General features: G+C 73.5%; 25 protein-coding genes. 18 read left to right on the top strand and 7 right to left on the bottom strand.

Annotation, left to right across the window (positions count from 1 at the left end):
• Positions 1-21 precede the first annotated feature (21 nt).
• From ASF78_RS05255 to ASF78_RS05235, 5 genes are read left to right on the top strand one after another with little or no spacing between them, the layout of a single operon-like run.
• Complete coding sequence (locus ASF78_RS05255) at positions 22-1047, top strand: NAD-dependent epimerase/dehydratase family protein (RefSeq protein ID WP_056585470.1); 1026 nt, start codon at positions 22-24, stop codon at positions 1045-1047.
• Positions 1048-1065: 18 nt separating this feature from the next.
• A complete protein-coding gene (locus ASF78_RS05250; protein ID WP_056585468.1) occupies positions 1066-1563 on the top strand; it encodes a thioredoxin domain-containing protein in 498 nt (165 codons plus the stop codon).
• Positions 1560-2348 (top strand): SDR family oxidoreductase, encoded by a 789-nt coding sequence (locus ASF78_RS05245; RefSeq protein WP_056585466.1) that lies wholly within the window; start codon positions 1560-1562, stop codon positions 2346-2348. The genes ASF78_RS05250 and ASF78_RS05245 overlap by 4 nt, the downstream gene beginning before the upstream one ends.
• Positions 2348-2773, top strand: coding sequence for an SRPBCC domain-containing protein (locus tag ASF78_RS05240; RefSeq protein WP_056585464.1), 426 nt, complete (start codon positions 2348-2350; stop codon positions 2771-2773). The genes ASF78_RS05245 and ASF78_RS05240 overlap by 1 nt, the downstream gene beginning before the upstream one ends.
• Positions 2770-4491: a threonine/serine exporter ThrE family protein gene (locus tag ASF78_RS05235; RefSeq protein WP_056585462.1), complete on the top strand. Its 1722-nt coding sequence runs from the start codon at positions 2770-2772 to the stop codon at positions 4489-4491. Before ASF78_RS05240 ends, ASF78_RS05235 begins: the two co-directional genes overlap by 4 nt.
• Before the next feature lie 72 nt (positions 4492-4563).
• On the opposite strand, the gene ASF78_RS05230 is transcribed toward ASF78_RS05235, so the two are convergent.
• Together ASF78_RS05230 and ASF78_RS05225 are read right to left on the bottom strand one after the other, a co-directional pair.
• Positions 4564-4944, bottom strand: coding sequence for a hypothetical protein (locus tag ASF78_RS05230; RefSeq protein WP_056585459.1), 381 nt, complete (start codon positions 4942-4944; stop codon positions 4564-4566).
• Positions 4941-5222, bottom strand: a complete 282-nt coding sequence (locus ASF78_RS05225) for an isoamylase early set domain-containing protein (RefSeq protein WP_056588194.1) — start codon at positions 5220-5222, stop codon at positions 4941-4943. Before ASF78_RS05225 ends, ASF78_RS05230 begins: the two co-directional genes overlap by 4 nt.
• 242 nt (positions 5223-5464) lie before the next feature.
• Here ASF78_RS05225 and ASF78_RS05220 point away from each other — a divergent pair, with 242 nt between their 5' ends.
• On the top strand, positions 5465-5860 hold the full coding sequence (locus ASF78_RS05220; protein WP_200940516.1) for a hypothetical protein: 396 nt from the start codon (positions 5465-5467) through the stop codon (positions 5858-5860).
• 18 nt (positions 5861-5878) lie between these two features.
• Here ASF78_RS05220 and nhaA read toward each other — a convergent pair whose 3' ends face one another.
• Both nhaA and ppk2 read right to left on the bottom strand, forming a co-directional pair.
• Positions 5879-7255, bottom strand: coding sequence for a Na+/H+ antiporter NhaA (nhaA, locus tag ASF78_RS05215; RefSeq protein WP_056585454.1), 1377 nt, complete (start codon positions 7253-7255; stop codon positions 5879-5881).
• 44 nt (positions 7256-7299) lie between these two features.
• Positions 7300-8145: a polyphosphate kinase 2 gene (gene ppk2, locus ASF78_RS05210; protein ID WP_056585452.1), complete on the bottom strand. Its 846-nt coding sequence runs from the start codon at positions 8143-8145 to the stop codon at positions 7300-7302.
• 98 nt (positions 8146-8243) lie between these two features.
• On the opposite strand from ppk2, the gene ASF78_RS05205 reads away from it, so the two are divergent.
• The 7 genes from ASF78_RS05205 (at position 8244) to ASF78_RS05175 (ending at position 16429) form a co-directional block, all read left to right on the top strand.
• Positions 8244-8648: a molybdopterin-binding protein gene (locus tag ASF78_RS05205; RefSeq protein ID WP_156374044.1), complete on the top strand. Its 405-nt coding sequence runs from the start codon at positions 8244-8246 to the stop codon at positions 8646-8648.
• 8 nt (positions 8649-8656) lie between these two features.
• Positions 8657-9403, top strand: a complete 747-nt coding sequence (gene modA / locus ASF78_RS05200; RefSeq protein WP_235518389.1) for a molybdate ABC transporter substrate-binding protein — start codon at positions 8657-8659, stop codon at positions 9401-9403.
• Positions 9400-10197 carry an ABC transporter permease gene (locus tag ASF78_RS05195; protein WP_056585448.1) on the top strand — a complete coding sequence of 266 codons (798 nt, stop codon included), beginning with the start codon at positions 9400-9402 and terminating at the stop codon, positions 10195-10197. Before modA ends, ASF78_RS05195 begins: the two co-directional genes overlap by 4 nt.
• Positions 10194-11246, top strand: a complete 1053-nt coding sequence (locus ASF78_RS05190) for an ABC transporter ATP-binding protein (protein ID WP_056585447.1) — start codon at positions 10194-10196, stop codon at positions 11244-11246. The genes ASF78_RS05195 and ASF78_RS05190 overlap by 4 nt, the downstream gene beginning before the upstream one ends.
• Before the next feature lie 130 nt (positions 11247-11376).
• The gene (locus ASF78_RS05185) at positions 11377-12738 is read left to right on the top strand and encodes an MFS transporter (RefSeq protein ID WP_056585445.1); all 1362 of its coding nucleotides are present in this window, start codon (positions 11377-11379) and stop codon (positions 12736-12738) included.
• Positions 12738-14906, top strand: a complete 2169-nt coding sequence (locus tag ASF78_RS05180) for a molybdopterin oxidoreductase family protein (RefSeq protein ID WP_056585443.1) — start codon at positions 12738-12740, stop codon at positions 14904-14906. Before ASF78_RS05185 ends, ASF78_RS05180 begins: the two co-directional genes overlap by 1 nt.
• Positions 14903-16429 carry an FAD-dependent oxidoreductase gene (locus tag ASF78_RS05175; RefSeq protein WP_056585441.1) on the top strand — a complete coding sequence of 509 codons (1527 nt, stop codon included), beginning with the start codon at positions 14903-14905 and terminating at the stop codon, positions 16427-16429. The genes ASF78_RS05180 and ASF78_RS05175 overlap by 4 nt, the downstream gene beginning before the upstream one ends.
• A 106-nt stretch (positions 16430-16535) precedes the next feature.
• Here the strand turns inward: ASF78_RS05175 and ASF78_RS05170 are convergent, their stop codons facing one another.
• The 3 genes from ASF78_RS05170 to ASF78_RS05160 form a co-directional block, all read right to left on the bottom strand.
• Positions 16536-18062, bottom strand: coding sequence for a molybdopterin-dependent oxidoreductase (locus ASF78_RS05170; protein WP_056585440.1), 1527 nt, complete (start codon positions 18060-18062; stop codon positions 16536-16538).
• Between the two features lie 276 nt (positions 18063-18338).
• Positions 18339-18785, bottom strand: coding sequence for an HIT family protein (locus ASF78_RS05165; protein ID WP_056585438.1), 447 nt, complete (start codon positions 18783-18785; stop codon positions 18339-18341).
• 14 nt (positions 18786-18799) lie between these two features.
• Positions 18800-19333 carry a DUF1697 domain-containing protein gene (locus ASF78_RS05160; RefSeq protein WP_056585437.1) on the bottom strand — a complete coding sequence of 178 codons (534 nt, stop codon included), beginning with the start codon at positions 19331-19333 and terminating at the stop codon, positions 18800-18802.
• A 134-nt stretch (positions 19334-19467) separates the two neighbouring features.
• Between ASF78_RS05160 and nirB the strand changes: the two genes are divergently transcribed.
• Genes nirB through ASF78_RS05135 form a run of 5 tightly spaced genes read left to right on the top strand, consistent with a single transcriptional unit; the run spans position 19468 to position 25562 of the window.
• Positions 19468-22059, top strand: a complete 2592-nt coding sequence (gene nirB, locus ASF78_RS05155) for a nitrite reductase large subunit NirB (protein ID WP_056585435.1) — start codon at positions 19468-19470, stop codon at positions 22057-22059.
• The gene (nirD, locus tag ASF78_RS05150; RefSeq protein ID WP_056585433.1) at positions 22056-22442 is read left to right on the top strand and encodes a nitrite reductase small subunit NirD; all 387 of its coding nucleotides are present in this window, start codon (positions 22056-22058) and stop codon (positions 22440-22442) included. The genes nirB and nirD overlap by 4 nt, the downstream gene beginning before the upstream one ends.
• A gap of 5 nt (positions 22443-22447) precedes the next feature.
• Positions 22448-23710 carry a uroporphyrinogen-III C-methyltransferase gene (gene cobA / locus ASF78_RS05145; RefSeq protein WP_156374116.1) on the top strand — a complete coding sequence of 421 codons (1263 nt, stop codon included), beginning with the start codon at positions 22448-22450 and terminating at the stop codon, positions 23708-23710.
• Positions 23707-24825, top strand: a complete 1119-nt coding sequence (locus ASF78_RS05140) for a uroporphyrinogen-III synthase (RefSeq protein ID WP_056585429.1) — start codon at positions 23707-23709, stop codon at positions 24823-24825. Before cobA ends, ASF78_RS05140 begins: the two co-directional genes overlap by 4 nt.
• On the top strand, positions 24822-25562 hold the full coding sequence (locus tag ASF78_RS05135) for a sirohydrochlorin chelatase (protein ID WP_082494802.1): 741 nt from the start codon (positions 24822-24824) through the stop codon (positions 25560-25562). Before ASF78_RS05140 ends, ASF78_RS05135 begins: the two co-directional genes overlap by 4 nt.
• Positions 25563-25603 lie beyond the last annotated feature (41 nt).

Raw genomic sequence — 25603 nt, 5'->3', positions numbered from 1 at the left:
ATCTGGTGCGAGCGTGGGGCCATGAGAGTCGTCGTGGTCGGTGCCAGCGGAAACGTCGGCACGGCTCTGCTGCGGCGGTTCGCCGACGACGGCACGGTGACGTCGGTGGTGGGCGTCGCCCGTCGCGTCCCTCGCGGGACCCCGCCCGCTCCCTACGGCGTGGCGTCGTGGGTCGGGTGCGACGTCACCGCCCCGGGCGCCGTCGACACCCTGGCGGCGGCGTTCGCCGGTGCCGACGCGGTGGTCCACCTCGCGTGGGCGATCCAGCCCAGCCACGACCGGCGCCGGCTGCGCGACGTGAACGTCACCGGGACGCGCCGGGTCCTCGACGCGGCGCGGCGGGCGGGGGTGCCCCACGTGGTGGTCGCGTCGAGCGTCGGTGCGTACTCGCCCGCCCCCGACGACGTCCCGCGGGGTGAGGGCTGGGCGACCGACGGGGTGCGGTCGTCGTCGTACAGCCTCGACAAGGCCTCCGTCGAGCGGGTGCTCGACGAGGTCGAGGACGCCTACCCGGGCCTCGCCATCGCCCGGTTGCGGCCAGCGCTCGTGTTCCAGCGCTCCGCAGGGCACGAGATCTCGCGGTACTTCCTCGGACCGTGGGTGCCGAAGCGGGCGGTCGACGGATACCTCTCGGTGCTGCCGTGGCCGCAGGGTCTGCGGCTGCAGGTGGTGCACGCGGACGACCTCGCGGCGGCGATCCGCGAGGCCGTCGTGCGGCGGGTGCGCGGCCCGTTCAACGTCGCCGCGCCCGACGTGCTGCGGGGGCAGGACCTGGCCGACGTCGTGTCCCGCGGGCGGCTGGTCGAGGTGCCGGTGGCGCAGGCGCGTGCGGCCGTCGCCGTCGGGTGGCACGCGCGTGCCGTCCCCGTCGGTCCGGGCTGGCTGGACATGGCGCTGGCCGCGCCTCTGCTCGACACGTCCCGCGCCGAGCGGGAGCTCGACTGGCGGCCCACCCGGTCCGGCATCGACGCCGTGCGGGACCTCGTCGCCGGGATCGCGGCCGGCGCCGGGACGGCGAGCCCGCCGTTGCGACCCCGTCGCCGCTGAGCCTGGCATCCTCGACGCATGACCGATCCCCTCGCCGAGCGGCACGTCTACGGCCGCGCCGACGCCCCGATCACCGTGCTGGAGTTCGGTGACCTCGAGTGCCCGTACTGCCGCGCGGCTGCCCCGGTGCTGCGCGAGCTCGTCGACTCCTCCGACGGGCAGGTCCGGCTGGTCTGGCGGCACTTCCCCCTGTTCGAGGTCCACCCGTACGCGCTGTCCGCGGCGCTCGCGACGGAGGCCGCAGGCGTCGAGGGCAGGTTCTGGGAGCTGCAGGCCGAGCTGCTGAGCCACCAGGACCGGTTGACCGAGCCCGACCTGCGGGCTGCGGCCGAGGCGCTCGGGCTGGACCCGTCCACCGTGGCGGGCGACGCCGCGCAGGTCCACGCCGCCGCCGTCTCCGCCGACTACGCCGCGGGCATCGAGGCGGGTGTGCGCGGGACCCCGACGATCTTCGTGGACGGCACCCGGTTCCACGGGAAGGTGACGCTCGAGCGGCTGCGGGAGGCGATGGCATGAGGACCGCACTGGTGACCGGAGCCGGGCGGGGCATCGGCCGAGGGATCGCGCTCGGGCTGGCGCAGGCCGGGTACACGGTCGGCCTGGTGGGCCGGACGCGGGCGAACCTGGACGCCGTGGCCGAGGAGATCGGGCACGACGTGTGCGTCGCCGCGGCCGACGTCGTGGACGCCACCGCGGTGCTCGACGCGGTCGCCCGGGTGGAGGAGGAGCTCGGCGGGATCGGGCTCCTGGTGAACAACGCCGGGGTCATCGAGCGAGCCGAGGTCCCGTTCGTCGAGGACGACGTCGAGGACTGCTGGCGCGTGATCGAGGCGAACGTCCGCGGACCACTGCTGGTCACGCACGCCGTGCTGCCGGGGATGCTCGCACGTGGCGACGGCCGCGTGCTCAACCTGAACTCCGGCGCCGGGCACCGCGCGATGACGGCCTACACCGGGTACGCGATGAGCAAGGGCGCGCTCGCCCGGTTCACCACCCAGCTGCACACGCAGTACCGCGACCAGGGGATCCGCGTGCTCGACCTGGCCCCCGGGCACGTCGAGACGGCGATGACCACGTCGATGGCCATGCACGACGGCCGGACCGAGTGGACGCCCGTCGAGGCCGTCGCGGAGCTGGTCCGGGCGTTCGGCGACGGGGAGCTCGACGCACTCTCGGGCCGGTTCGTCCGCGCGGGGACGGACACGGTCGAGTCCCTGCTCGCCGCCCTGCCCCAGATCCTCGCCACCGACGCGCGCACGCTGCGCCTCGCCGCGTACGGCGACGAGGACCCGGTGGCCTGATGGAACCGATCCGCCACCAGCTCGTCGTCGCGTGCACCCCCGTCGAGGCGTTCGACGCCTGGGTCGACCACCTCGGTCAGTGGTGGCACCCCGACTGCACGCCCGACGCCGCCGGGTATCGCGGCGCGGGCATCGAGCACCGCGTGGGCGGACGCGTCTACCTGGTGGACGCCACCCTCGGGGAGGTCGAGTGGGGACGTGTGCTGGCGATCGCCCGCGGCGCCCTCGTCGTGCACACCTCGACGCTCGGACAGGATCCTGGTCACCCGAGCCAGGTCTCGGTGCAGTTCGTGCCGCTCGACGCGGGCGGGACGCGGGTCGAGCTCGAGCACGGCGGGTGGAACGAGGGCAACGCCTCCTTCCGGGCCAAGTTCACCGACTGGCCGCTGATCCTCGACCGGTACGCGGCGTTCGTCGCACGATGACCGGGGTCGCGGTGGCTGCGGTGCCCGACCCCGGGGTGACCGGGGTCGAGGTGACCCCCGAGCCCACCGGGACGACGACCGAGCCGACTCCGACGCCGACGGACCCACCGACCACGCCCGACCCCGACACGACCGTCGTCCCGACGCCGACGCCGACGTCGCCGGCGGAGCCCGTACCGACGGTGACGGTGACGCAGGAGCCGCCGTCGCCGGAGCCTGTGCCCACCGAGACGGTCGTCGTGGAGGCGCCGTGGACGCGCGACCCCGCGGTGACCAGCTCCACGATCCCGCTCGGCGCGATCGTCACGGCACTGCTCGTCCTCGTCGTCGCGGCCACCGCCCTGGTGCTGCTGCTCCGCCGAGGTCGCGGGCCCCGGCCGACCGGGGTCATTGCCGCGGCGGCGCTCGAACCCGCCGCGTTGACGACGGAGATCGGCATCCTCGACGACGCGCACGCGGTCGCGATCCCCGGGGAGGAACCGGGCGACACGGTGGAGACCGTCCGGTTCCTCATGCTGCTCGGCGAGGCGATGATCGACTCCAGCGCCCCCGTGGTCCAGGTGACCCGGACTCTCGAACGGGTCGCGGCGATCAACGGCGCCACGGACGTCGAGGTGATCGCGCTGCCCACCGCCCTGCTGGTGTCGGTGCCGGGCCGCACGACGACCCAGACGGCCGCGTCGTCGGCGGGCTGGCGGCAGCTGCGTCTGCACCAGGTGCAGGACGTGCTCGGCGTGGCCGACGACGCCGAGGCCGGACGGGTCGGTCCCGTCGAGGGTGCGCAGCGGATCGAGACCGCCGTCGCCGCGCCGCCGCTGTACGGCGGCCCGACCCGTGTCCTCGGGTACGTCGGCGTCTCCGCCGGCCTGGCGATGATCCTCGGCGGCGGCCTGGTGGACGTGCTCGTCGCCGCCGTGCTCGGTGCCGCGATCGCGTGCCTGCAGGTCGCCACCGTGCGGCTGCCCGCCGCGTACCAGGCACTCGTGGTGCTGAGCTGCGCGTTCGTCGTCTCCGGTGCGGTGTTCCTGCTGTCGCGCACCGGGATCGACGTCGGCCTGCTCGCACCGTTGGTCGCACCGCTGGTCACCTTCCTGCCGGGCGCCCTGCTCACCACCGCGGCGATCGACCTGGCCACCCGGCAGATGATCGCGGGGTCGGCACGCCTGGCGGCGGGCGTCATGCAGCTCGTCCTGCTCGCCCTCGGTATCGTCGGCGCCGCCGCGCTCGTGGGCGTCCCGGCGTCCGAGGTCGGCTCCGCGGCCTATCAGCCGCTCGGCTGGGCGGCCCCGTGGATCGGGGTGCTCGTCTACGGAACAGGCGTCGTCTTCCACAACTGCGCACGCCGCCCGGCGCTGCCCTGGATCCTGCTCGTGCTCGTCGTCGCGTACGCCGGCCAGGTCGTCGGCGGGCTGTTCTTCGGCGGGGTGTTCTCGGCGTTCATCGGGGCACTGCTGATGACCCCGGTCGCGATGTTCGCCGCCACCCGCCCGACCGGCCCGCCCGCGCTCGTCGGGTTCCTGCCCGGGTTCTGGCTCCTGGTGCCGGGTGCGCTCGGCCTGGTCGGCGTGACCTCGATCCTCGGCGACGGCGCCCAGGCGCTCAACACGGTCGTCACCGCCGGGACGACGATGGTCGCGATCTCGCTCGGGGTCCTGGCGGGCATCGCGCTCGGTTCCGCCGTCGGGCGGCGCGCGGGGCTGGCCGTCGCGCAGTTCTGACCAGCCCCGGGCAGCCGTGCGAGGTGGTTCCCGAAAGCACCGCGTGAGCCGTACCGGAACGGCGCCGCACGGTCAGAGCCGCACGGCGCTCGGATCCACCTGGGTGGCCGGCCAGACGACACCGTCGCCGTCCACGACCCATGACGGGCTCGGCAGGAGCTCGGCGAGCCGGCCGACGAAGGAGACGAACAGGTCCTCCCACCTGCACTCGATCGACACGGCCCCGGCCGTGCTCAGGTCGGCCAGCGGCCCTGAACCCGGGGCCGCAGACAGGCCCTCGCGCCAGTCCGACGCGCTGTCCTGGCCCAGTCCGCCGAAGACCGTGACGAGCCGGTCCTGGTCGTCGCGGAGCTGTGCGACATCCTCCCGCACGTCGGCGCCCAACGTCCGCGCGACCTGCAGGACGTCGACCTCGAACGACTCGCCGAGCGACACGAGATAGGCGGACTTCACGCGTGCACCACGGAGCCGTCCGCGGTGATCTCGTCCGCGTCGGCGTCGTCGAACCAGCGGCCCTGCTCGCCGAGGTAGCGGAACCGGACGGTCTCGCCGACGGGCACGGTCACGGACGTGCTGGCCGTCCCGTTGGAGCGTCGACGCAACGGGTGCAGCCCGGGCGTCCAGTCGTTGAAGGAGCCGACCACGCTCACCGGCCCGTCGAGCGCGGTCGTCGGCAGGAAGAACGTCAGCGTGCACGTGGCGGAGGCGGTGGAGCGGGACTTCTTGAGCACGGGCGGGGCCACACTTTCCCTCGAACGGGTGAGACACAGCGCATCGTGGCGCACTCATGTTCCGGGCGGGCTACGGCGGGGTGATCACGACGTGACGGCCGGGTGCCCGGGACGCGGCGCTGCCCGAACGCGCGATGGTGCTGGTCCGACGCCCGGTTCGTCCGCAATGATCCTGCTGAGCGGGCTGTTCGCCGCCCGATCGTCGATCCCGCACCTCCGACCGTTCTGGAAGGAATCCGATCGTGACTGAACAACGCAGCAGCCTTGCCGTCGGCATGACCGTCTTCGCGGCGACGATGTTGATCGTCATCGGCGTCCTGCACGCCCTCCAAGGGCTCGTGGCCGTCCTCAACGACACCTTCTACGTGGTCGGCGCGGAGTGGGTGTTCGAGTTCGACGTGACGACGTGGGGGTGGATCCACATCCTCGTCGGCCTGCTCGTGGCCGTGGCTGGCTTCTTCGTGCTCAGCGGCGCCGTGTGGGCTCGGATCGTCGGTGTGCTCGTGGCCAGCCTGAGCCTCATCCTCAACTTCATCTGGCTGCCGTACTACCCGGTCTGGGCCGTCGTCATCATCGCGCTCGACGTCTTCGTCATCTGGGCGCTGACGCTCCACGGTCGGGACATCGTCGCGGAGTGAGCCGACGCCGACGCGCCCTCACCCGGCCGGTGCCCGCCACGGCAGCGGGGGCAGGGGTGGGGGCGCGTCGCTGAGCGGGGAGCACAGCGGGAGCTTCTCGCCGAGCCACCGCAGCAGGACCGACCCGAGCACCGCGGCGGTGAGCGACCCGGCGAGGATGCCGATCTTGGCGTTCTCCAGGTGCTGCGGGTCGTCGAACGCGAGCTCGGCGATGAACAGGGAGATCGTGAACCCGATGCCGGCGAGGACGGCGCCGCCGAGCAGGTGCCCCCAGCGGACGCGCCCGGGCAGCTCCCCGAGCCCGAGCCGCAGCGCCAGGGTGGCGGCGCCGGTGATGCCGATCGCGTTGCCGAGCACGAGCGCGACGGCGACGCCGATGGCCAGGCGGGACTGCGCAGCGGCCTGCAGGGACTCCAGGTCCAGCTGGATCCCGGCGTTGGCCAGGCCGAACAGGGGCACCACGACGAACGCGCTCCACGGGTGCAGGAGGCGCTGCAGCCGGTCGCTCGTCGGCACGGCGGCCCGCGCTGCGAGCTCGGCGAGGTGCTCGCGCTCGGCCGTGGCGTCGGCCATGAGCTTGCGCCCGTACCCGGCGACCTCGTCGATGGTCCGCTGGTCCGGCGGCCGGGCGGGGACGAGCAGGCCGACGATCACGCCGGCGAGCGTCGCGTGCACCCCGGAGGCCTGCACGGCGAACCACAGGGCGATCCCCGCGACGACGTACGGCGCGAGCTGCCACACCTTCAACCAGCGGAGGGCGAGGATCCCGACGACGATCCCCGCCGCCAGGGCGAGGGCGGCCATGTCGACCTCGTCGGTGTAGAAGATCGACATCACGGTGATCGCACCGATGTCGTCGACGATCGCGAGCGTGAGCAGGAACAGCCGCAGCCGGTCGGGGCACTTGGGCCCGAACAGGGCGAGGATGCCGACGAGGAACGCGGTGTCCGTCGACATCACGACGCCCCACCCGTGCGCGGCGTCCGTCCCGCCGTTGAACGCCAGGAAGATCAGCACAGGGACCAGGAGGCCGCCGAGCGCGCCGAGCACGGGGACGGCGACGGTGCGCCTGTCCCGCAGGTCGCCGGTGGTGGCCTCGCGGCTGATCTCCAGGCCGACCACCGCGAAGAAGATCGCCATCGCCGCGTCGTTGACCCAGTGGTGCAGGTCGAGGTCGATGCCCCAGGTCCCGACGTGGAAGCCCGCGGTGGTGTGCCAGAGGGCCTCGTAGGAGTCGGCGAACGGGGAGTTGACCCAGACGAGGGCGACGACGGTGGCGGCCAGCAGGTAGACGGCGCTGCCGGCCTCGTTGGTGAGGAAGTCCTTGACGGACGGTTGGAGGCCGGGCAGCGAGACGCGCAGGTTCGGCCCCGGGCTGGTGGAGGTCGCCGACATGCCGCTCAAGGTCGCAGGTGATCGGGCCGGATGCAACGGTCGAGTCAGATGTGCTTCTCCGGGTCGCCCAGCAGCGCGGTGACGTGGTCGGGGACGTAGGTCGACAGCTCGCGCGGCGGACGCTCGTAGCCGTTCGAGGCCGCCGGCCGGTCGGGCAGCACGACCTTCTCGCGCGGGACGTCCGTGTACGGGATGGTCGAGAGCAGGTGGCTGATCATGTTCAGGCGGGCGTGCTTCTTGATGTCGGACTCCACGATGAACCACGGGCTCGCCGGGACGTCGGTGTGCACGAGCATCTCGTCCTTCGCCTTGGAGTAGTCCTCCCAGCGGCTCAGGGACGCGGTGTCCATCGGGCTCAGCTTCCACTGCCGCACCGGGTCGTTGAGGCGGGACCGGAAGCGCTTGAGCTGCTCGTGGTCGGAGACCGAGAACCAGTACTTGCGCAGCAGGATGCCGTCCTCGATGAGCATCTGCTCGAAGATCGGCGTCTGCCGCATGAACCGGGTGTACTCCTGCGGCGTGCAGAAACCCATGACGCGCTCGACGCCGGCGCGGTTGTACCAGGAGCGGTCGAACAGGACGACCTCGCCCGCGGCCGGCAGGTGCGCGACGTAGCGCTGGTAGTACCACTGCGTCTTCTCGCGCTCGGTCGGCGTCGGGAGGGCGGCGATGCGGACGACGCGAGGGCTGAGGTACTCCGAGATCCGTTTGATGGTGCCGCCCTTGCCGGCGGCGTCGCGACCCTCGAAGAGGACGACCACCCGGGCGCCTGTGGCCTGCGCCCACAGCTGCACCTTGACCAGCTCGGCCTGGAGGCGGAACAGCTCGGCCTCGTAGACGTCGTTGGAGATCTTGTCCTTGTTCTTCTTCTTGCCGGACTTCTTCGTCATGACCGGACGCTACTGCTTCGACTGGACTGATGCCCGACTTCCGCATCCGCGGCATGGACCGCGCTGACAAGCCGCACCTGCGGATCTACTATCCCTCAGTGACCACCTATCGGATCAGCGAGGCCGCCGAGCTGCTGGGCGTGAGCGATGACACCGTGCGCCGGTGGGTGGACTCGGGCGCCCTTGCCGCCGCCGACGACGACGCGGGCAGGAGCGTGATCGCGGGAACCGACCTGGCGGCGTTGGCCGTCGAGCGCGCGAGGACGCCCGACGACCCTGCGGCCGGCTCCAGCTCGGCGCGCAACCGCCTGCCCGGTCTGGTCACCGGGATCCTGTCGGACACGGTGATGTCCCAGGTCGAGCTCCAGGCAGGGCCGTTCCGGCTGGTGTCGCTCATGTCCACCGAGGCCGTGCGCGAGCTCGGGCTCGAGGTCGGCTCCCGCGCGGTCGCCGTCGTCAAGGCCACGACGGTGCTCGTCGAGACCCCGCGGGCGCAGCGGTGAGGGCTCCCGTGGCCGCCGCAGGGGCCGCGGTCGTCCTCGTGCTCGCCGGCTGCTCGGCCACCGCACCGCCGGCCGAGGGCCTCGACGGCGAGCTGACCGTGTTCGCCGCCGCCTCGCTCCAGGGCGCGTTCGACGCGATCGGCGAGGAGCTCTCGGCACAGCACCCGGGGGTCACGGTGCACCCGACGACCTACGACGGCTCGGCCACGCTGGCCACCCAGCTCGTCGGCGGGGCGGCGGCCGACGTGTTCGCCTCGGCGGACCTCGAGACGATGCGCGCGGTGACGGACGCGGGCCTCGCCGACGGCACGCCGACGGTGTTCACGACGAACTCGCTCGTCATCGTCGTCGCACCCGGCAACCCGCTCGGGATCGACTCGCTCGCCGACCTCGCTGCGCTGTCGACGTCCGGCGGCACGGTGGTGCTCTGCGCGGTGCAGGTGCCCTGCGGGACGGCCGCGCACGTCGTCCTCGACGGGCTGACCCTGACCCCGGTCAGCGAGGAGCAGAACGTCAAGGCCGTGCTCACCAAGGTGCAGACCGGCGACGCCGACGCGGGCCTCGTGTACCGGACCGACGTGCTCGCGGCCGGTGACACGGTCGAGGGCGTCGAGTTCCCCGAGGCGGCCACCGCCGTCAACGAGTACCCGGTCGTCGTGCTCGAGGACAGCGCCGTCGCGCAGGCGTTCGTGGACCTCGTCCTGTCCGCCGAGGGGCAGCAGATCCTGAGCGAGCTCGGGTTCACCGCGCCGTGAGGACGAACGGCGTCCCGCGTCTCCTGTGGCCACCCGCGGCCCTCGCGGCCGGGCTCCTCGTCCTGCCGGTCGTCGCGCTGGTGCTCCGCGCCGACTGGTCGACGCTGCCCGCGGACATCACGACGCCCGCCGCGCTGGACGCGCTGCGGCTGTCGCTGTCGACGTCGGTCGTCGCGACCGGCGTCTGCCTGGTGCTGGGGGTGCCGCTCGCCGTCGTCCTCGCGCGCGCCGACGGCTGGCCCGCCGACGTGCTGCGCGCCCTGGTCACGCTGCCGCTCGTGCTGCCCCCGACCGTCGGCGGCATCGCGCTGCTCTACCTGCTCGGCCGGCGCGGTCTCGTCGGCGCGTCCCTCGACGCCTGGTTCGGCATCACCATCCCGTTCACCACGGCGGCCGTCGTCATCGCGCAGGCCTTCGTCGCGATGCCGTTCCTCGTGCTGAGCGTCGAGGGGTCGCTGCGCACGGCGGGCACCCGGTTCGACGTCGTCGCCGCGAGCCTCGGCGCCGGGCGCTGGACCGTCCTGCGGCGGATCACCCTCCCGCTCGTACGTCCGGGGCTGATCAGCGGGACGGTCCTGTGCTTCGCTCGGGCGCTCGGCGAGTTCGGCGCGACCGCCCTGTTCGCCGGCAACTCGCCGGGCGTCACCCAGACGATGCCGCTGGCCATCTACTCGGCGTTCAACGGCGCGGGCGTGACGCAGGGGACCGCTGTCGCCCTGTCCCTGCTGCTCGTGGTCACCGCGGTCGCGGTACTGCTCGCGGCGCGCGCCTGGCGGCCGGGGCGGCCGGCATGACCTCCCTGCACGCGGAGGTCGTCGTCCGCCGTCGCGCGTTCACGCTGGACGTGACGTTCGCGGCCCACCCCGGGGAGGTCGTCGCCATCCTCGGCCCCAACGGTGCGGGCAAGTCCACCCTCCTCGCGGTGCTCGCCGGGCACCTCCTGCCGTCCTACGGCGTGGTCCGGGTGGGGGAGCGGACGCTGTCCGCCGTGCGCGACGACCACGTGGAGACGGCTGTGCGCCCCGAACGCCGCTCGATCGGGCTGCTCGGGCAGGACCCGTTGGTGTTCCCGCACCTGAGCGCCCGCCAGAACGTCGCGTTCGGCCCGCGGGCGGCCGGGGTGCCCGCCGCCGAGGCGCGACGGGTCGCGGACGCGTGGCTGACGGCGGTCGGCCTCGGCGGGCTGTCCGAACGGCGTCCCGACGCACTGTCGGGCGGGCAGCGCCAACGGGTCGCGCTCGCCCGGGCGCTCGCCGCCGAGCCCGCGGTGCTCCTGCTGGACGAACCGTTCGCGCAGCTGGACGTGCGCACCGCGGCCGAGCTGCGGGACGTGGTCCGCGAGCAGGTCCGCCGGACGCGCACCGCCACCGTGCTGGTCACGCACGACGTGCTCGACGCGGTGACCCTCGCCGACCGGGTCGTCGTGCTGCACGACGGGCAGGTCGTGGAGCAGGGTCGCCCGCTCGACGTGCTCACCGACCCCGTGCACCCGTTCACCGCTGCGCTCGCGGGCGTGAACCTCGTCGTCGGGCGGCTCGTGACGCAGCCCGACGGCACCACCGCGCTCCAGGGTCCTGACGGTGTCCTGGTCCCGTGCGGCGCCCGGGAGGCGGGCGGCCGGGCGCAGGTGACCTTCCCTCCAGGGGCCGTCGTCGTCGGCGACGGCTGGCCGGCGCGGGTGATCGACCTCGAGCCGGGCACCACGGGGGTGCGCGTCCGGACCAGCGGGGACGTGCTCGTCGATCTCCCGCCCGCACAGGCTGCGGCCCTCGCCCTGCGTGTGGGTGCCGAGCTCCGGCTGAACGTCCCGTCCGAGCAGGTCAGGGTCCGTCCGCTGGTCTGATCTCACAGGGTCGCGCCGCGCCCGGTGCGCGAAATGAACCGTGCGCGCAACCGTTCGGACAGGTCGGCCGAAACATCCGCTGCCTAACGTCGGCGTCGACCCAGCACCCCCCGCCCTCCCGGAGGTCCCCATGGCGCCACAGGTCATCACCGACGCCAGCACTGCCCCCGTACTCGACGCCGCGCCGCTCACCCACCGCCCTGGACGCTGGATCGACGGCTGGAACCCGGAGGACGAGGGCCAGTGGGCCTCCGTCGGCCGGGTGATCGCCCGGCGGAACCTGGGCCTGTCGATCTTCGCCGAGTTCCTCGGCTTCGCCGTCTGGGCGCTCTGGAGCATCGTCGTCCCGCGGCTGCCCGACGCCGGCTTCGTCCTGACCGTCGACCAGATGTTCTGGCTGATCGCGCTGCCCACCCTCGTCGGCGCCACGCTGCGGATCCCGTACACGTTCGCGGTGCCGATCTTCGGCGGCCGCAACTGGACCATCGTGTCCGCGCTCCTGCTCCTCCTCCCGACCGTCGCGCTGGGCGTGGCCGTCCAGAACCCGGAGCTCGGCTTCCCCGTCCTGCTCGCGGTCGCCGCGCTCGCGGGTCTCGGCGGTGGCAACTTCGCCTCGTCGATGGCGAACATCTCGTTCTTCTACCCGGAGAAGGAGAAGGGCCGCGCGCTCGGACTGAACGCGGCGGGCGGCAACATCGGCACCGCCGCGGTGCAGTGGGCCGTGCCGATCGTCGTCGTCGTCGGTGCGGGCATGCAGCTCCAGTGGGCCGGCTTCATGTTCGTGCCGCTCATCCTGATCGCGGCGCTGCTGGCGTGGCGCTACATGGACAACCTGTCCAACGCGAAGGCGGACCCGCGGGCCTACGGCGTCGCCGCCCGGTCCCGGAACACCTGGATCATCTCGTTCATCTACATCGGCACCTTCGGCTCGTTCATCGGCTTCTCCGGGGCGTTCCCGCTGCTGCTGGCGAACACGTTCCCCGAGGTCACCATCACGATCGCGTTCGCGGGTGCGCTCGTCGGGTCCATCGCCCGACCGCTCGGTGGGATCCTCGCCGACAAGCTGGGCGGCGCCCGGGTCACCATCGGGGCGTTCGCCGTCATGGCGACCGGGGTGGTGTGCGCGATCTTCGCGCTGCGCGCCCACGCCTTCTGGCCGTTCCTGGTCTCGTTCCTCGTGCTCTTCGTCGCCACGGGCGCCGGCAACGGCTCCGTCTACCGGATGATCCCCGCGGTCTTCCGGTTCGGGGCGACGGACGACGAGGACCGCGCCCGGCGCGCGAAGGCCGCGGCCGGCTGCCTCGGCATCGCCGGTGCGATCGGAGCGTTCGGCGGCTTCCTCATCCCGCGGGGGTTCGCCATCTCCACGACGGCGACGGGCAACATCCAGGCCGCGCTCTGGGTGATCGTGGGCCTGTACCTGGTGATGAGCCTGACCACGTGGGCTGTGTACCAGCGCCGCAACGGCACCTACGGCTCGACGGTCATCTGATGGCACAGCTCGCGGCGGTGACGACGGAGGGTGCAGCCACGCACTGCCCCTACTGTGCGCTGCAGTGCGCGCAGACGCTCCACACCTCGCACGAGGGTGCCGTCACCGCCGCGGGCCGGGACTTCCCGACGAACAAGGGTGGCATGTGCCAGAAGGGCTGGACGTCCCCGACGCTCCTGCGCGCGACGGACCGCCTGACGACGCCGCTCCTGCACGGTCGGCCCGTCTCCTGGGACACCGCGATGACGTTCGTCGCGGACCGACTGGCGGCCCTGCGTGCCGAGCACGGGCCGGAGTCGGTCGCGGTGTTCGGCGGCGGCGGTCTCACCAACGAGAAGGCGTACGCGCTCGGCAAGTTCGCGCGGACCGTCCTGGCCACGCCGAACATCGACTACAACGGCCGGTTCTGCATGGCGAGCGCCGCGGCCGGCGCCAACCGGACCCTCGGTCTCGACCGCGGGCTGCCGTTCCCGCTGGCCGACCTCGGTGGCGCGCAGGCGGTCCTCCTGCTGGGCTCGAACCTCGCCGAGACGATGCCGCCGGCCGTCCAGCACCTCGCGGGGGTGCGGGCGACCGGCGGCCTGGTCGTCGTCGACCCTCGCCGCTCGGCGACCGCGGACCTCACCGCCGACGACGGCGGCCTGCACGTGCAGCCGGTGCCCGGCACCGACCTCGCGCTGCTGCTGGGACTCGCGCACATCGTCCTCGCGGAAGGGTTCGCCGACGTCGCCTACCTGGACGAGCGGACCACGGGTCTCGACGACCTCCGTCGTTCGGTGGCGCTCTGGTGGCCGGAGCGCACCGAGCAGGTCACCGGGGTGCCCGTCGCGACCTTGCGCCGGGCGGCGTTCCTGCTGGCCAACGCCTCACCGTCGCGTGGGGGGTCCGGCGCGTACATCCTCACCGGCCGCGGCGTGGAGCAGAGCACGCAGGGCACCGACACCGTCACCGCCGCGATCTCGCTCGCGCTCCTGCTCGGTCTGCCCGGCCGTGTCGGCTCCGGCTACGGCGCGATCACCGGGCAGGGCAACGGTCAGGGTGGTCGCGAGCACGGCCAGAAGGCCGACCAGCTGCCCGGGTACCGGTCCATCGAGGACGACGCCGCCCGCGCGCACGTCGCGGGGGTGTGGGGCGTCGACCCCGCGGACCTGCCCCGGACCGGCATGCCCGCGATCGAGCTGCTGCGCTCGCTCGGGACGCCCGGCGGTCCGAAGGCGCTGCTGGTGCACGGCTCGAACGTGGTGGTCAGCGCCCCGGACGCCGACCGGGTGCGCGAGCGCCTGGCGTCCCTCGACCTGCTCGTGGTGTGCGACTTCCTGCCGTCGGAGACGGCGCTGCTGGCCGACGTGGTCCTGCCCGTCACGCAGTGGGCGGAGGAGGAGGGCACGATGACGTCGCTCGAGGGTCGCGTCATCCGCCGTCGTCGCGCCCTGCCGCCGCCGTCCGGGGTGCGCAGCGAGCTCGACATCCTCGCCGACCTGGCTGCCAGGCTCGGGTCACCGGTCACCTTCGACACCTCGCCGGCCGTCGTGTTCGACGAGCTCGCGCGGGCGTCGGCGGGTGGGCGGGCCGACTACAGCGGACTGAGCCACGCGCGCCTGGACGCCGAGCCGGACCTGTTCTGGCCGGTCCCCGCCGGCCCGACGCCGCACCCCGGCACCCCGCGGATGTTCCTCGACCGGTTCCCGACGCCCGACGGACGCGCGCGACTGGTCCCCGTGGACCACCGGGGACCGTCCGACGACCTGCGCCCCGACGCACCCCTGTTCCTGATCACCGGCCGGGTCCTCGCGCACTACCAGTCCGGGGCGCAGACCCGTCGCGTGCCCGAGCTCGTGCGCAGCGCGCCGACGCCGTTCGTCGAGCTCCACCCGCTGCTCGCGGACCGGCTCGACATCAGCGAGGGGGACCTGGTGCAGCTCGACACCGAGCGGGGCCGTGGCGTCGTCCGGGCCCGGCTGACCGACGCGCTGCGGCCCGACACCGTGTTCATGCCGTTCCACTGGGCGGGTACCGGCAGCGCCAACCGGCTCACCACCGATGCCACCGACCCGATCTCCGGGATGCCCGAGTTCAAGGTGTGCGCCGTCGACCTGCGGCGCTGGGTGGGCCCGGCCGAGGTGCTCGACGACGAGTCGTTGCTGTTCGCGGAAGAGGTTCGCGCATGAGTGTGGGCAACCAGGTTCGGGTGGTCGTGGTCGGCCACGGCATGGTCGGCGCACGGTTCGTCGACGACCTGCACCAACGCGACCCGGGCGGCCGGTTCCGCACCACCGTGCTGGGCGCCGAGGAGTACGAGCCGTACAACCGCGTCCTGCTGTCCGAGGTGGTCGCCGGCAAGCTCGACGTCGCGTCGATCACGCTGCCGCGGACCACCCACCGCACCTCCAGCACCGTGCTGCCCGGCACGCAGGCGGTCACGATCGACCGCGCGGCCGGCGTCGTGCACGACCACGCCGGTGAGCGCCACCGGTACGACGTCCTCGTGCTGGCCACGGGCGCGCGGGCGCGGATCCCGGAGCTGTTCGGGCGGCGCGACGACGACGACCTGCCCGCCGGTGTGCACGCGCTGCGCACCCTGGACGACGCGCGCGAGATCGTCGCCGCGACCGTGAACGCCCACCGGGCGGTCGTCGTCGGCGGCGGCGTGCTCGGGCTCGAGGTGGCGTGCGGTCTCGCGCACCGCGGCGTGCCCGTGACGGTCGTGCACGGCGGCGCGAACCTCATGGACCGCCAGCTCGACGGACCCGCGGCCGCGGCCGCGACGGCCCGGCTCACGTCGCTCGGGATCTCCGTCCGCGTCGGCGCCCGCACCGAGGAGGCCGTCGTCAGCGGCGGACGCGTCACCGGGGTGCGGCTCGAGGGCGGCGAGGTCCTGGCTGCCGACCTGCTGGTGCTCACCGCCGGGACGATCCCCGAGGTCGGGCTCGCGCAGCGGGCCGGGCTGGACGTGGCGCGCGGCATCGTCGTCGGTACCGACCTGGCGTCGCCCGCCGACGCGCGCGTGTTCGCCATCGGCGACTGCGCGGAACCTCCCGAGGGCGGCTCCGGGCTCATCGCCCAGGGCTGGGACCAGGCGCGACGCCTCGCGACGCTGCTCACCGAACCCTCCGCCGCGCGGGACGACGTCCCGCTGCCCACGGCCGGCACCGACGTCGTCAAGGTCAAGGGTGTCGGGCTCGACGTCGTCGCCATGGGGGTCTGCGGGCCGCTGGTGGGCGGTCGGCGCGTCCGGCTCAGCGACCCCGAGGGTGGGCGGCACATCGAGGTGGTCGTCGCCGACGGTCGCGTCATCGGTGCCACCTGCGTGGGCGCCGGACCGGTCGCCGCCGACCTCGTCGCGGCCTACACGCGCGGCACCCCTGCGCCCACCGACCCGGCCCAGCTGCTGGTCCGGCCCGTCGCCGGGACGGCCGTCCCCGCCGCGAGCCCGACGATGATGCCCGACCGCGCGGTCGTGTGCCGGTGCAACGGGGTCACCAAGGGGGACATCGTCGGCTGCTGGCGGCACGGCGCCCGGTCCGTCGAGGACGTGGCCGCGTCGACCCGCGCGACCACCGGCTGCGGCGGCTGCAAGGACGCCGTCTGCGGCATCGTCGACTGGCTCCGCCGCTCCGACCCGGACCAGCCGGCGCCGGCGCGGGGGTCGACCGACACCGTCCCCGACCCGACACCGGTCACGGCCCGCTGAGCGACGATCACCAACCGGACGTCGTTGCGCCGACGACCAAGCCCTCGAACACGCGCGACGCGCCCGCCACGTCACTCAGGGCTTGCTGGTACGTGTCAGGGCCAGCTCAGGTGACCGTGACGCGGACCGTGTCGTAGCCCGTCGCGCCGTCCGGGATGACGTCGGCGCGCGCGCCCGTCTGGTAGCCCTGCGGGTCCGACGCGCGGACGTAGAGCTGGTACTCGCCGGGCTCCGCGTCCCAGGTCCACGACCACTGCCGCCACGAGTCGATGCCACCGTCGTCGGCCAGCGTGGCGTCGCTCCAGCTGCCCTGCTCGACACGCACCTGCACCGCGGTGACGCCACGGTGCTGCGCCCAGGCGGTCCCGGCCACGACGACCGGGCCGGCGGCGACCGACGCGCCGGGCCTCGGCACCTCGATGCGTGACTGCGTCTTGATCGGCCCTTGCGGCGACCACCCGCGGTCCGTCCAGTACGCCGTCTCGTCCGCGAACCGGGTCAGCTTCAGCTCGGTGACCCACTTCGTCGCCGACACGTAGCCGTACAGCCCCGGCACCACCATGCGCACCGGGAACCCGTGCTCGACGGGCAGCGGCTCCCCGTCCATCGCGACGGCCAGCAGCGCGTCGCGACCGTCCGTGAGGGCGGCGAGCGGCGTCGACGCCGTGAACCCGTCGACGCTGCGGGAGAGCACCATGTCGGCGTCGTCGGTGGGTCGTGCCCGGGCGAGCAGGTCGGCGATGGGCATGCCCAGCCATTTCTGGTTGCCGATCAGGTCGCCGCCGACGGGGTTGGAGACGCACGCGAGCGTCACCCACGCCTCGACGAGGTCGCTCTCCAGCAGCTCGTCCCAGGTGAGGGTGATCTCCTCCTCGACCAGGCCGTGCACGCGCAGGCTCCACGTTTCCGGGTCGACCTGCGGGACGACGAGGGCCGTGTCGATCCGGTAGAACTCGTCGGCGGGCGTCTGCCAGGGGCCGACACCGTCGACGCCGACGTCGACCCCGGCGGGCACGGGCGGTGCGGTGGTGCTCGCCCGGGGGATCCTGATCGCCGACCGAGCCGTCTGTGCTCCGCGGGCGCCCGCGCCGACGGCCCGTCCGACGAGGACCCCGACCACGCCGAGCCCACCCGCGGCGGCCGTGACCTGCAGGAACGTTCGCCGCTGGACACCTTCGGGACGTGGCCGACCGGGTGCGCCGGGCAGCCGACGGATCAGCTCCCGCAGGGTCAGCAGGCCTGCGATCGCGCCGACGACCGCCGGCGCTGCGGCGAGCGTCCCGGCGTCAGGGCGACCCATCGCGGCCAGCCCAGCGACAGCACCGAGCACCACGACGAGCGTCGCGCCCCAGGCCCAGCGCCGGGCGGCGAGCACCCCGGCGAGCGCCGCGAGCGAGAGCAGGACGACGACCTCGCCGATCCCGAGCACCAGCTTGTCGGCGGTGCCGAACGCCGAGACGGCGAACTCCTTGAGCCAGGCGGGCGTCGCGTCGACGAACGCCCCGCCGACCGCGACGAGCGGGTCGGTGCTCGGCCCGGTGAGCAGCGCGACGAGCGACCCGACGCCGAGCGTCACGGCACCTGCGGCGACCCCTGCGAGCGCGGCGAGCCCGGTGTCTCGACGTCCAGCCATCTGCTGCGTGCCTCCTCGATGGAACGTGTGCCCTGACTCTGCCCTGACTCACGCACGATGTCGCCACCCATCTGTCGCGGGGTGGGTACGACGTCCGAGCAGCTGGTCGCACCAGCACTCACTTCCTCGGACGTCCCCTGGTCAGATGCGGAGCGTCCGAGCAACTGGTCGCCCCAGCGCTCGCTTCCTCGGACGTCAGCGGTGCGGGGCACCGGGAGTTCGGTGCCAGCCGCCGGACGGACTGGTCGGCACCCACCGTGGGCGGCGGGCGTCGCGTCAGAGGGCAGGGCTCGTCAGCGACGCCGGGACGTGGGACGCGTGGCCCTGGGCGCGCAGGGCCGTGCGGATCCGCTCTGCCGCGTCGTCGAGCTCCGCTGCCGGGACGTCCGTGCGGGCGTTGCGGAAGGACAGCTCCGCCTCGCCCCAGGCGGGCAGGACGTGCACGTGCATGTGGTCGACCTCGAAGCCGGCGACGAGCAGCGCGGCACGCGGAGCGGACCAGGCCTGCTGCTGCGCCTGCCCGATCGTCTTCGCGACGAGCATCAGGTGCGCGAGCACGTCGTCGGGTGCCTCGGTGAGCTGCACGATCTCGGCGCGCGGGACGACGAGCATGTGGCCGTCGGTGATCGGGGCGATGGTGCCGAGGACGACGGCGACGTCGTCGGCCCACACGAACCGGGCCGGGAGCTCCCCGGCGATGATCTTGGTGAACAAGGTGCTCATGGCGCCCACGCTAGTCAGGCGCGCTCGCGCGCGAGCCTCTGGAGCGCGAGGACCGTGTTCCAGTTGCGGGCGGTCCCGGACCGGCCGGTGGCCTTCTCCAGGACGGGCAGCGTGAGCTTCGAGCGGCCGATGCCGTCGGGGTAGTACGCGTAGGTCTCGTGACCGGCGAACGCGACGGTCTCCCGCCCGTACGGCGCCGGGTCGAAGTCGGTGGACCCGGGCGCACCGTCCCAGCAGTACAGGACCAGGTGCGACGGGTCCGAGGACGCCTCGTCGGGAAAGGGGAGCCGCTCCACGACGGCGTCCCACTGCGCGAGCGAGCGGGTGATCACCGGCACGTCGAAGCCGAGCTCCGCGACGAGCGCCGCAGTCAGTCCCGGACCTACGGCGGAAGCGGCACCGGAGGGGACGAGGACGATGTTCCCGCTGTTCACGTAGGTGGTGACCTGTGTGTGCCCGAGGCTCTCGGCAACCTCACGCAGCTGCGCCGACTTCACGGTGCGGCCACCGACGTTCACGGCGCGCAGCAGGGCGATCACGGGGCTCATGTCCTCACTCTCACACCAGGCACCCACGTGGTGTGCGGGAAAGGTTCCTCCCAGGTAACCGAGCGACGCCATCGGGGAAACAACCGCTTCCTACCGTGGGACGCGCCCCACCCCCCAGCCCGACGGAGCACCCCATGAACCAGCACCTCGTCGTCGTCGGCGGCGGCATGGTCGCCCAGCGGCTGGTCGAGGCGTTGCGCGACCGCGACACCGCCGGCACCTGGCGCATCACCGTCCTGGCCGAGGAGCCGCGCCGCCCGTACGACCGCGTCGCCCTGACCAGCTACTTCTCCGGTCGCGACGCCGACGACCTGGCCCTCGGCGACCCGGAGCTGTGGTCCGACCCGCTGGTCACCCTGGTCCGCGACGACGCCGTGACGGCCATCGACCGCGACGCGAAGACGGTGACCACGGCGCACGGCCGCACGGAGCACTACGACCACCTCGTCCTGGCGACGGGCTCGTCGGCCTGGGTCCCGCCGATCGAGGGTGCCGACCTGCCGGGTGTGTTCGTGTACCGCACCGTCGACGACGTCGCAGAGCTGCGTGGCTACGTCGAGAAGCTCTCCGAGGACCGGGTCGTCAAGGGTGCGGTGCTCGGTGGCGGCCTGCTCGGGCTGGAAGCCGCGGGTGCGCTCCAGGCGATGGGTGCTCGCACGACGGTCCTGCAGGTGGGCACGCACCTCATGTCGACGCAGGTGGACCTCGGCGGCGGCGAGGCGTTGCGGCGGCTCATCAACCAGCTGGGCGTCGGTGTCCGCCTCAATGCGATGACCACGAGGATCCGGGCGCACCGGCGTGGCGGGGTCGGTCGCCTGGAGCTGGCCGACGGCGGTCGGGTCGACGCGGACGTCGTCGTCGTCGCCGCGGGCATCCGGCCGCGCGACGAGCTGGGCCGCGCGTCGGGTCTCGCCATCGGGGAGCGCGGCGGGATCGTCGTCGACGACACCTGCCTGACCAGCGACCTGGACATCTCGGCGGTCGGCGAGGTCGCCTGCATCCAGGGCGCGACCATCGGGCTCGTCGCCCCGGGGTACGCGATGGCGGAGATCACCGCCGACCGGCTGCTCGGCGGCACCTCGTCGTTCCCCGGCGCGGACACCGCGACCAAGCTCAAGCTCTCCGGGGTCGACGTGGCCAGCTTCGGCGACGCGTTCGGCGAGACCCCTGGTGCCCTCGAGATCGTGTGGGCCGACCCGGTGGGTGGCGTCTACAAGAAGCTCGTCATGTCCGACGACGCACGCACCCTGCTCGGCGGCGTCCTCGTCGGTGACGCCAGCGCCTACGCCGGCCTGCGCCCGATGCTCGGCCGCGAGCTGCCCGGCGACCCGGCCGCGTTCCTGCTGCCCGAGGGCGGCGGGGGAGCCCCGGAGCTGGAGCTGCCCGACGACGCGGCCGTCTGCTCGTGCAACAACGTCTCGGCCGGGACCATCCGCGGTGCGGTCACCGAGCACGGGTGCACCGACCTCGGCGCCGTCAAGGCCTGCACCAAGGCGGGCACCAGCTGCGGCTCGTGCCTCCCGCTGGTCAAGAAGCTGGTCACCACCGAGCTCGCGGCGCAGGGCATCGAGGTCAGCACCGCGCTGTGCGAGCACTTCGCGCTGTCCCGCGCGCAGCTCTACGACGCCGTCCGGGTCAGCGGCGTCTCGTCGTTCACGCAGGTCATCGAGCGGTTCGGCACCCGCGCCGACGGGCGTGGCTGCGACATCTGCAAGCCGACGGTCGCGTCGATCCTGGCGACGACGTCCCCGGCGCACGTCCTCGAGGGCGAGCGGGCCACGCTGCAGGACACCAACGACCACGTCATGGCCAACCTGCAGAAGGACGGCTCCTACTCGGTGGTCCCGCGCATCGCCGGCGGCGAGGTGACGCCCGAGGGGCTCATCGCGATCGGCGAGGTGGCCAAGGACTTCGGGCTGTACACCAAGATCACGGGCGGCCAGCGGATCGACATGTTCGGCGCCCGCATCGACCAGCTCCCGCTCATCTGGCAGCGCCTGGTCGACGCCGGGTTCGAGTCCGGGCACGCGTACGGCAAGTCGCTGCGCACGGTGAAGTCCTGCGTCGGCTCCACGTGGTGCCGGTTCGGCGTGCAGGACTCGGTGGCGCTCGCGGTCATGCTCGAGCTGCGGTACCGCGGCCTGCGCTCGCCGCACAAGATCAAGCTCGGCGTCTCGGGCTGTGCACGGGAGTGTGCGGAGGCCCGTGGCAAGGACGTCGGCGTCATCGCGACCGACAAGGGCTGGAACGTCTACGTCGGCGGGAACGGCGGTTTCACCCCGCGGCACGCCCAGCTGCTCGCGGAGGACCTGGACACCGAGACCCTCGTCCGCACCATCGACCGCTTCCTCCTCTACTACGTACGCACCGCCGACCGGCTGCAGCGCACCGCCCCGTGGATCGAGGACGTCGAGGGCGGCCTCGACGGGGTCCGCGCGGTCGTCATGGAGGACTCGCTGGGGATCGCCGCCGACCTCGACGAGCAGATGGCGCAGCACGTCGTCGAGTACGAGGACGAGTGGCGCGCGACGCTCGACGACCCGGAGAAGCTCCGCCGGTTCGCGTCGTTCGTCAACGCGCCCGACACCCCGGACCCGTCCCTCGCGTACGTGCCGGAGCGCGGCCAGTCCCGCCCCGCCACGGCCGACGAGCGCGACGACGCCCGCCCGACGCCCCACCACGAACCCGTCCTCGTCGCCGGGACCCGACTGGAGGTGCGCTCATGACCACGCTGGAGACCACGCCCGAGACCGCTGTGTGGACCGCCGTGTGTCGTCTGGACGACCTCGCGCCCGAACGGGGCGCGGCCGCCCTGCTCGGAGCCGGCCAGGTCGCGCTCTTCCGCCTCCTCGACGGTCGCGTGCTCGCCGTCCAGCAGCACGACCCGTTCAGCGACGCGTACGTGATCTCGCGGGGGATCGTCGGTTCCCGGTTCGTCGACGACGTCGAGGTGCCGACGGTGGCGTCCCCGATGTACAAGCAGGTCTTCGACCTGACGACAGGCCGGTGCCTGGACGTCGCCGGGAAGACGCCCGCCCGGGACCTGCCGCCCGACCTGCGCACCTGGCCGGTCCGGGTGCGTGACGGGATCGTGGAGGTGGGCTCGTGACCACCATGCTCGGACTCCAGCTGACCGGCCGCCGCGTCCTCGTCGTCGGCGGCGGACCCGTCGCCGCGCGGCGCGTGCAGTCGCTGCTCGCGGACGCTGCGAAGGTCGTGGTCGTCGCGCCGCAGCTGTGCGAGGTGCTCCTCGACCTGCACCGCTGGGGCCTGATCGAGTGGCGCGTCCGCGAGGTCGAGGAGTCCGACCTCGACGGCGCCTGGCTCGTGCACACCGCGACCGGGGACCGTGCGACCGACGCGGCCGTGCTGGCGTGGGCCACGGAGCGCCAGACGTTCTGCGTCGACGCGGGCTCCGGCACCGACGGTTCGGCCCGCACGCCCGCGACCACCCAGCAGGGCGACGTCCTGGTGGGCGTGGTCTCGACGGGTGCGGCGGACCCGCGGCGCACGATCGCCGTCCGCGACGCCGTCGCGTCCCAATTGCGCGAGGGACGCGTGGACCTGCGTCACCGACGCGCCCACGCGGGCCGCGTCGTGCTCGTCGGCGGCGGACCCGGCGACGTCGGGCTGCTCACCCTCGCGGGCCGCCGCGCGCTCGCCGAGGCGGACGTCGTGGTCACCGACCGCCTCGGTCCGGTCGCCGTGCTCGACGAGCTGGCGCCCGGCGTGGAGATCATCGACGTCGGCAAGACGCCCGGCCACCACCCGGTCCCGCAGCACGAGATCGGCCGGATCCTCGTCGAGCAGGCCCAGCGCGGCCGGGTCGTCGTCCGGCTCAAGGGTGGGGATCCGTTCGTCTACGGCCGGGGCGGCGAGGAGGTGCTCGCCTGCCGGGAGGCCGACGTGCCCGTCGAGGTCATCCCCGGGGTGAGCAGCGCGTTCGCCGCGCCCGCCGCCGCCGGCATCCCCCTGACGCACCGCGGCACGGTCGGCGCCGTGCACGTGATGAACGGGCACGACGGCTGGTCGTCGGCGGCGCTCACCGGTCTGCGCGACGGGTCGTGCACGGTCGTCGTCCTCATGGGCGTGAGCGCGCTGGCGACGTTGGCCACGCAGGCGCTCGACGCCGGCGCGGACCATGCCACACCGGTCGCGCTGGTCGAGGAGGGCACGCTGCCCGGTCAGCGCGTCACCCGTGCGCGCCTGGACGACGTCGTCGACGTCGCGGCCGCGGCCGGCGTGCGGGCGCCCGCAGTCATCGTGCTGGGTGCCGTCGCCGCGGCCGGGCTGCTCGAGCCCGACCATGGTGACGCCGCTCACACGGCCGCGTCGCCGGACGACACGGCCCCCGAGGCCGTCACAATGGCCACGTGAGCGAACCTATCGACCAGACCCTCGCGGGCCTCGTCGTGCTCATCACCGCCGACCGGCGGTCGGCCGAGCTCGCCGCCGCACTGGGTCGCCGAGGTGCCGTCGTCCGGCACGCCCCGGCGCTGAGCATGGTTCCCCACACCGACGACGCACGGCTGCTCGAAGGCACGCGGTCGCTGCTCGCCCACCCGCCGGACACCGTGGTGGTGACCACGGGGATCGGGTTCCGCGGCTGGATCGAGGCGGCCGACGCGGCCGGGCTCGACGAGCCGCTCGTGCAGATGCTCAAGGGCACCCGGATCGTGGCGCGCGGACCCAAGGCGCGCGGGGCGATCCAGGCCGCCGGGCTGACCGCCGACTGGGTCGCGGAGTCCGAGACGAGCGCCGAGATCGCCGAGGTGCTCCTGGACGAAGGGGTCGCCGGCCGCGACATCGCCGTCCAGCACCACGGCGCCGGCGCGGACGGTCTCGACGAGGCGTTCGCCGCCGCCGGTGCCCGGGTCCGCAGCCTCGTCGTGTACCGCTGGGGTCCGCCCCCGGACCCGGCCGTCGTGACGGCCTCGGTCCGCGCCGTCGCCGCGGGGGAGATCGACGCGGTCGTCTTCACGTCCGCGCCCGGAGCGCACGCCTGGCTCGAGGCGGCCGACGAGGAGGGCGTCACCGCCGACATCGTGACGCTCGCGCAGCGCGGCAGCGTCGTCATGGCGGCCGTCGGACCGATCACCGCCAAGCCGCTGCTGGATCGGGGGATCGCGCCGCTGGTGCCCGAACGGGGACGTCTGGGTGCCCTGGTCCGCTCGCTCGTCGGCCACTACGGCGGGCTCCAGGCACTGCAGACCGTGGCGGGCCCGCTCCAGGTGCACCGCGGGACCGCCGTGCTCGACGGTCACGTGCTCGCGCTCACGCCGACCGGTCTGGAGGTCCTCCGGCTGCTGGCCGCCGCGGGAGGGGCCGTGGTACCCCGCGACCAGGTGCTGGCCGCGTTGCCCGGAGACTCACAGGACCCGCACGCCGCCGAGGTGGCCATCGCCCGCCTCCGGGACGCGACAGGAAGCCGCCAGCTGATCCGCACGGTGGTCAAGAGGGGATACCGTCTCCAGCTGGAGGAGGTCGGATGACGAACGCACTGCATGCCCGAGGCCCTGTACCCGAGCACGACCACGGCGAGGTCGGCGGCCCCGTCCTGGTGGGCTGCTCGCACGGCACCGACGACGCCGACGGACGCGCTGCCGTCCGGTCGATCCTGACAGGGGTCGCCGCCTTCCGGCCGGATCTCGACGTGCGCGAGGCGTTCGTCGACGTGCAGCAGCCGGAGGTCGCCGACGTCGTGACGCACGCCCTCGACAGCGACTCCTCCGGTGCTGTCGTGGTGCCGCTGCTGCTGTCCGTGGGTTTCCACGTGAAGGTGGACATCGCCACCGCGGTGGACCAGCCCGGCGCCACCGCCGCGGCACCCCTGGGCCCGGACGAGCGGCTGGTCGACATCCTCGTGGACCGCCTGACGGACGCAGGTCTGGCAGCCGAGGACTCCGTGGTGCTCGCCGCCGCCGGGTCCACCGACCCGGCGGCCGCGCTCGCGGTGGAGGCGGTCGCGGCGGGCCTGGCCGACCGGCTCGAGCAACCCGTGACCATCGGGTACGGGGCGGGCGCCGAGCCTCGCGTCCCGGCTGCCGTCGCCAACGCCCGTGCCGACACCCCGCCCGGCGGACGCGTCGTGGTCGCCTCGTACCTGCTCGCACCGGGGTACTTCTACGACCGGGTCCAGGAGGCGGGGGCCGACGTCGTCACGTCCCCGCTGGCACCGGACGAGCGCCTCGCGCACATCGTCCTCGACAGGTACGACGCCGCCACCTGACGTGAGACGCGGGTTGCCTCGAAGCGTTCCGTACCTCTAGG

Source organism: Cellulomonas sp. Leaf334, assembly GCF_001424195.1.
In the GTDB taxonomy this organism is placed as follows: Bacteria; Actinomycetota; Actinomycetes; order Actinomycetales; family Cellulomonadaceae; genus Cellulomonas.
Note: the sequence above shows the minus strand (reverse complement) of the source record. Positions and strands in the feature narration are given on the sequence as shown.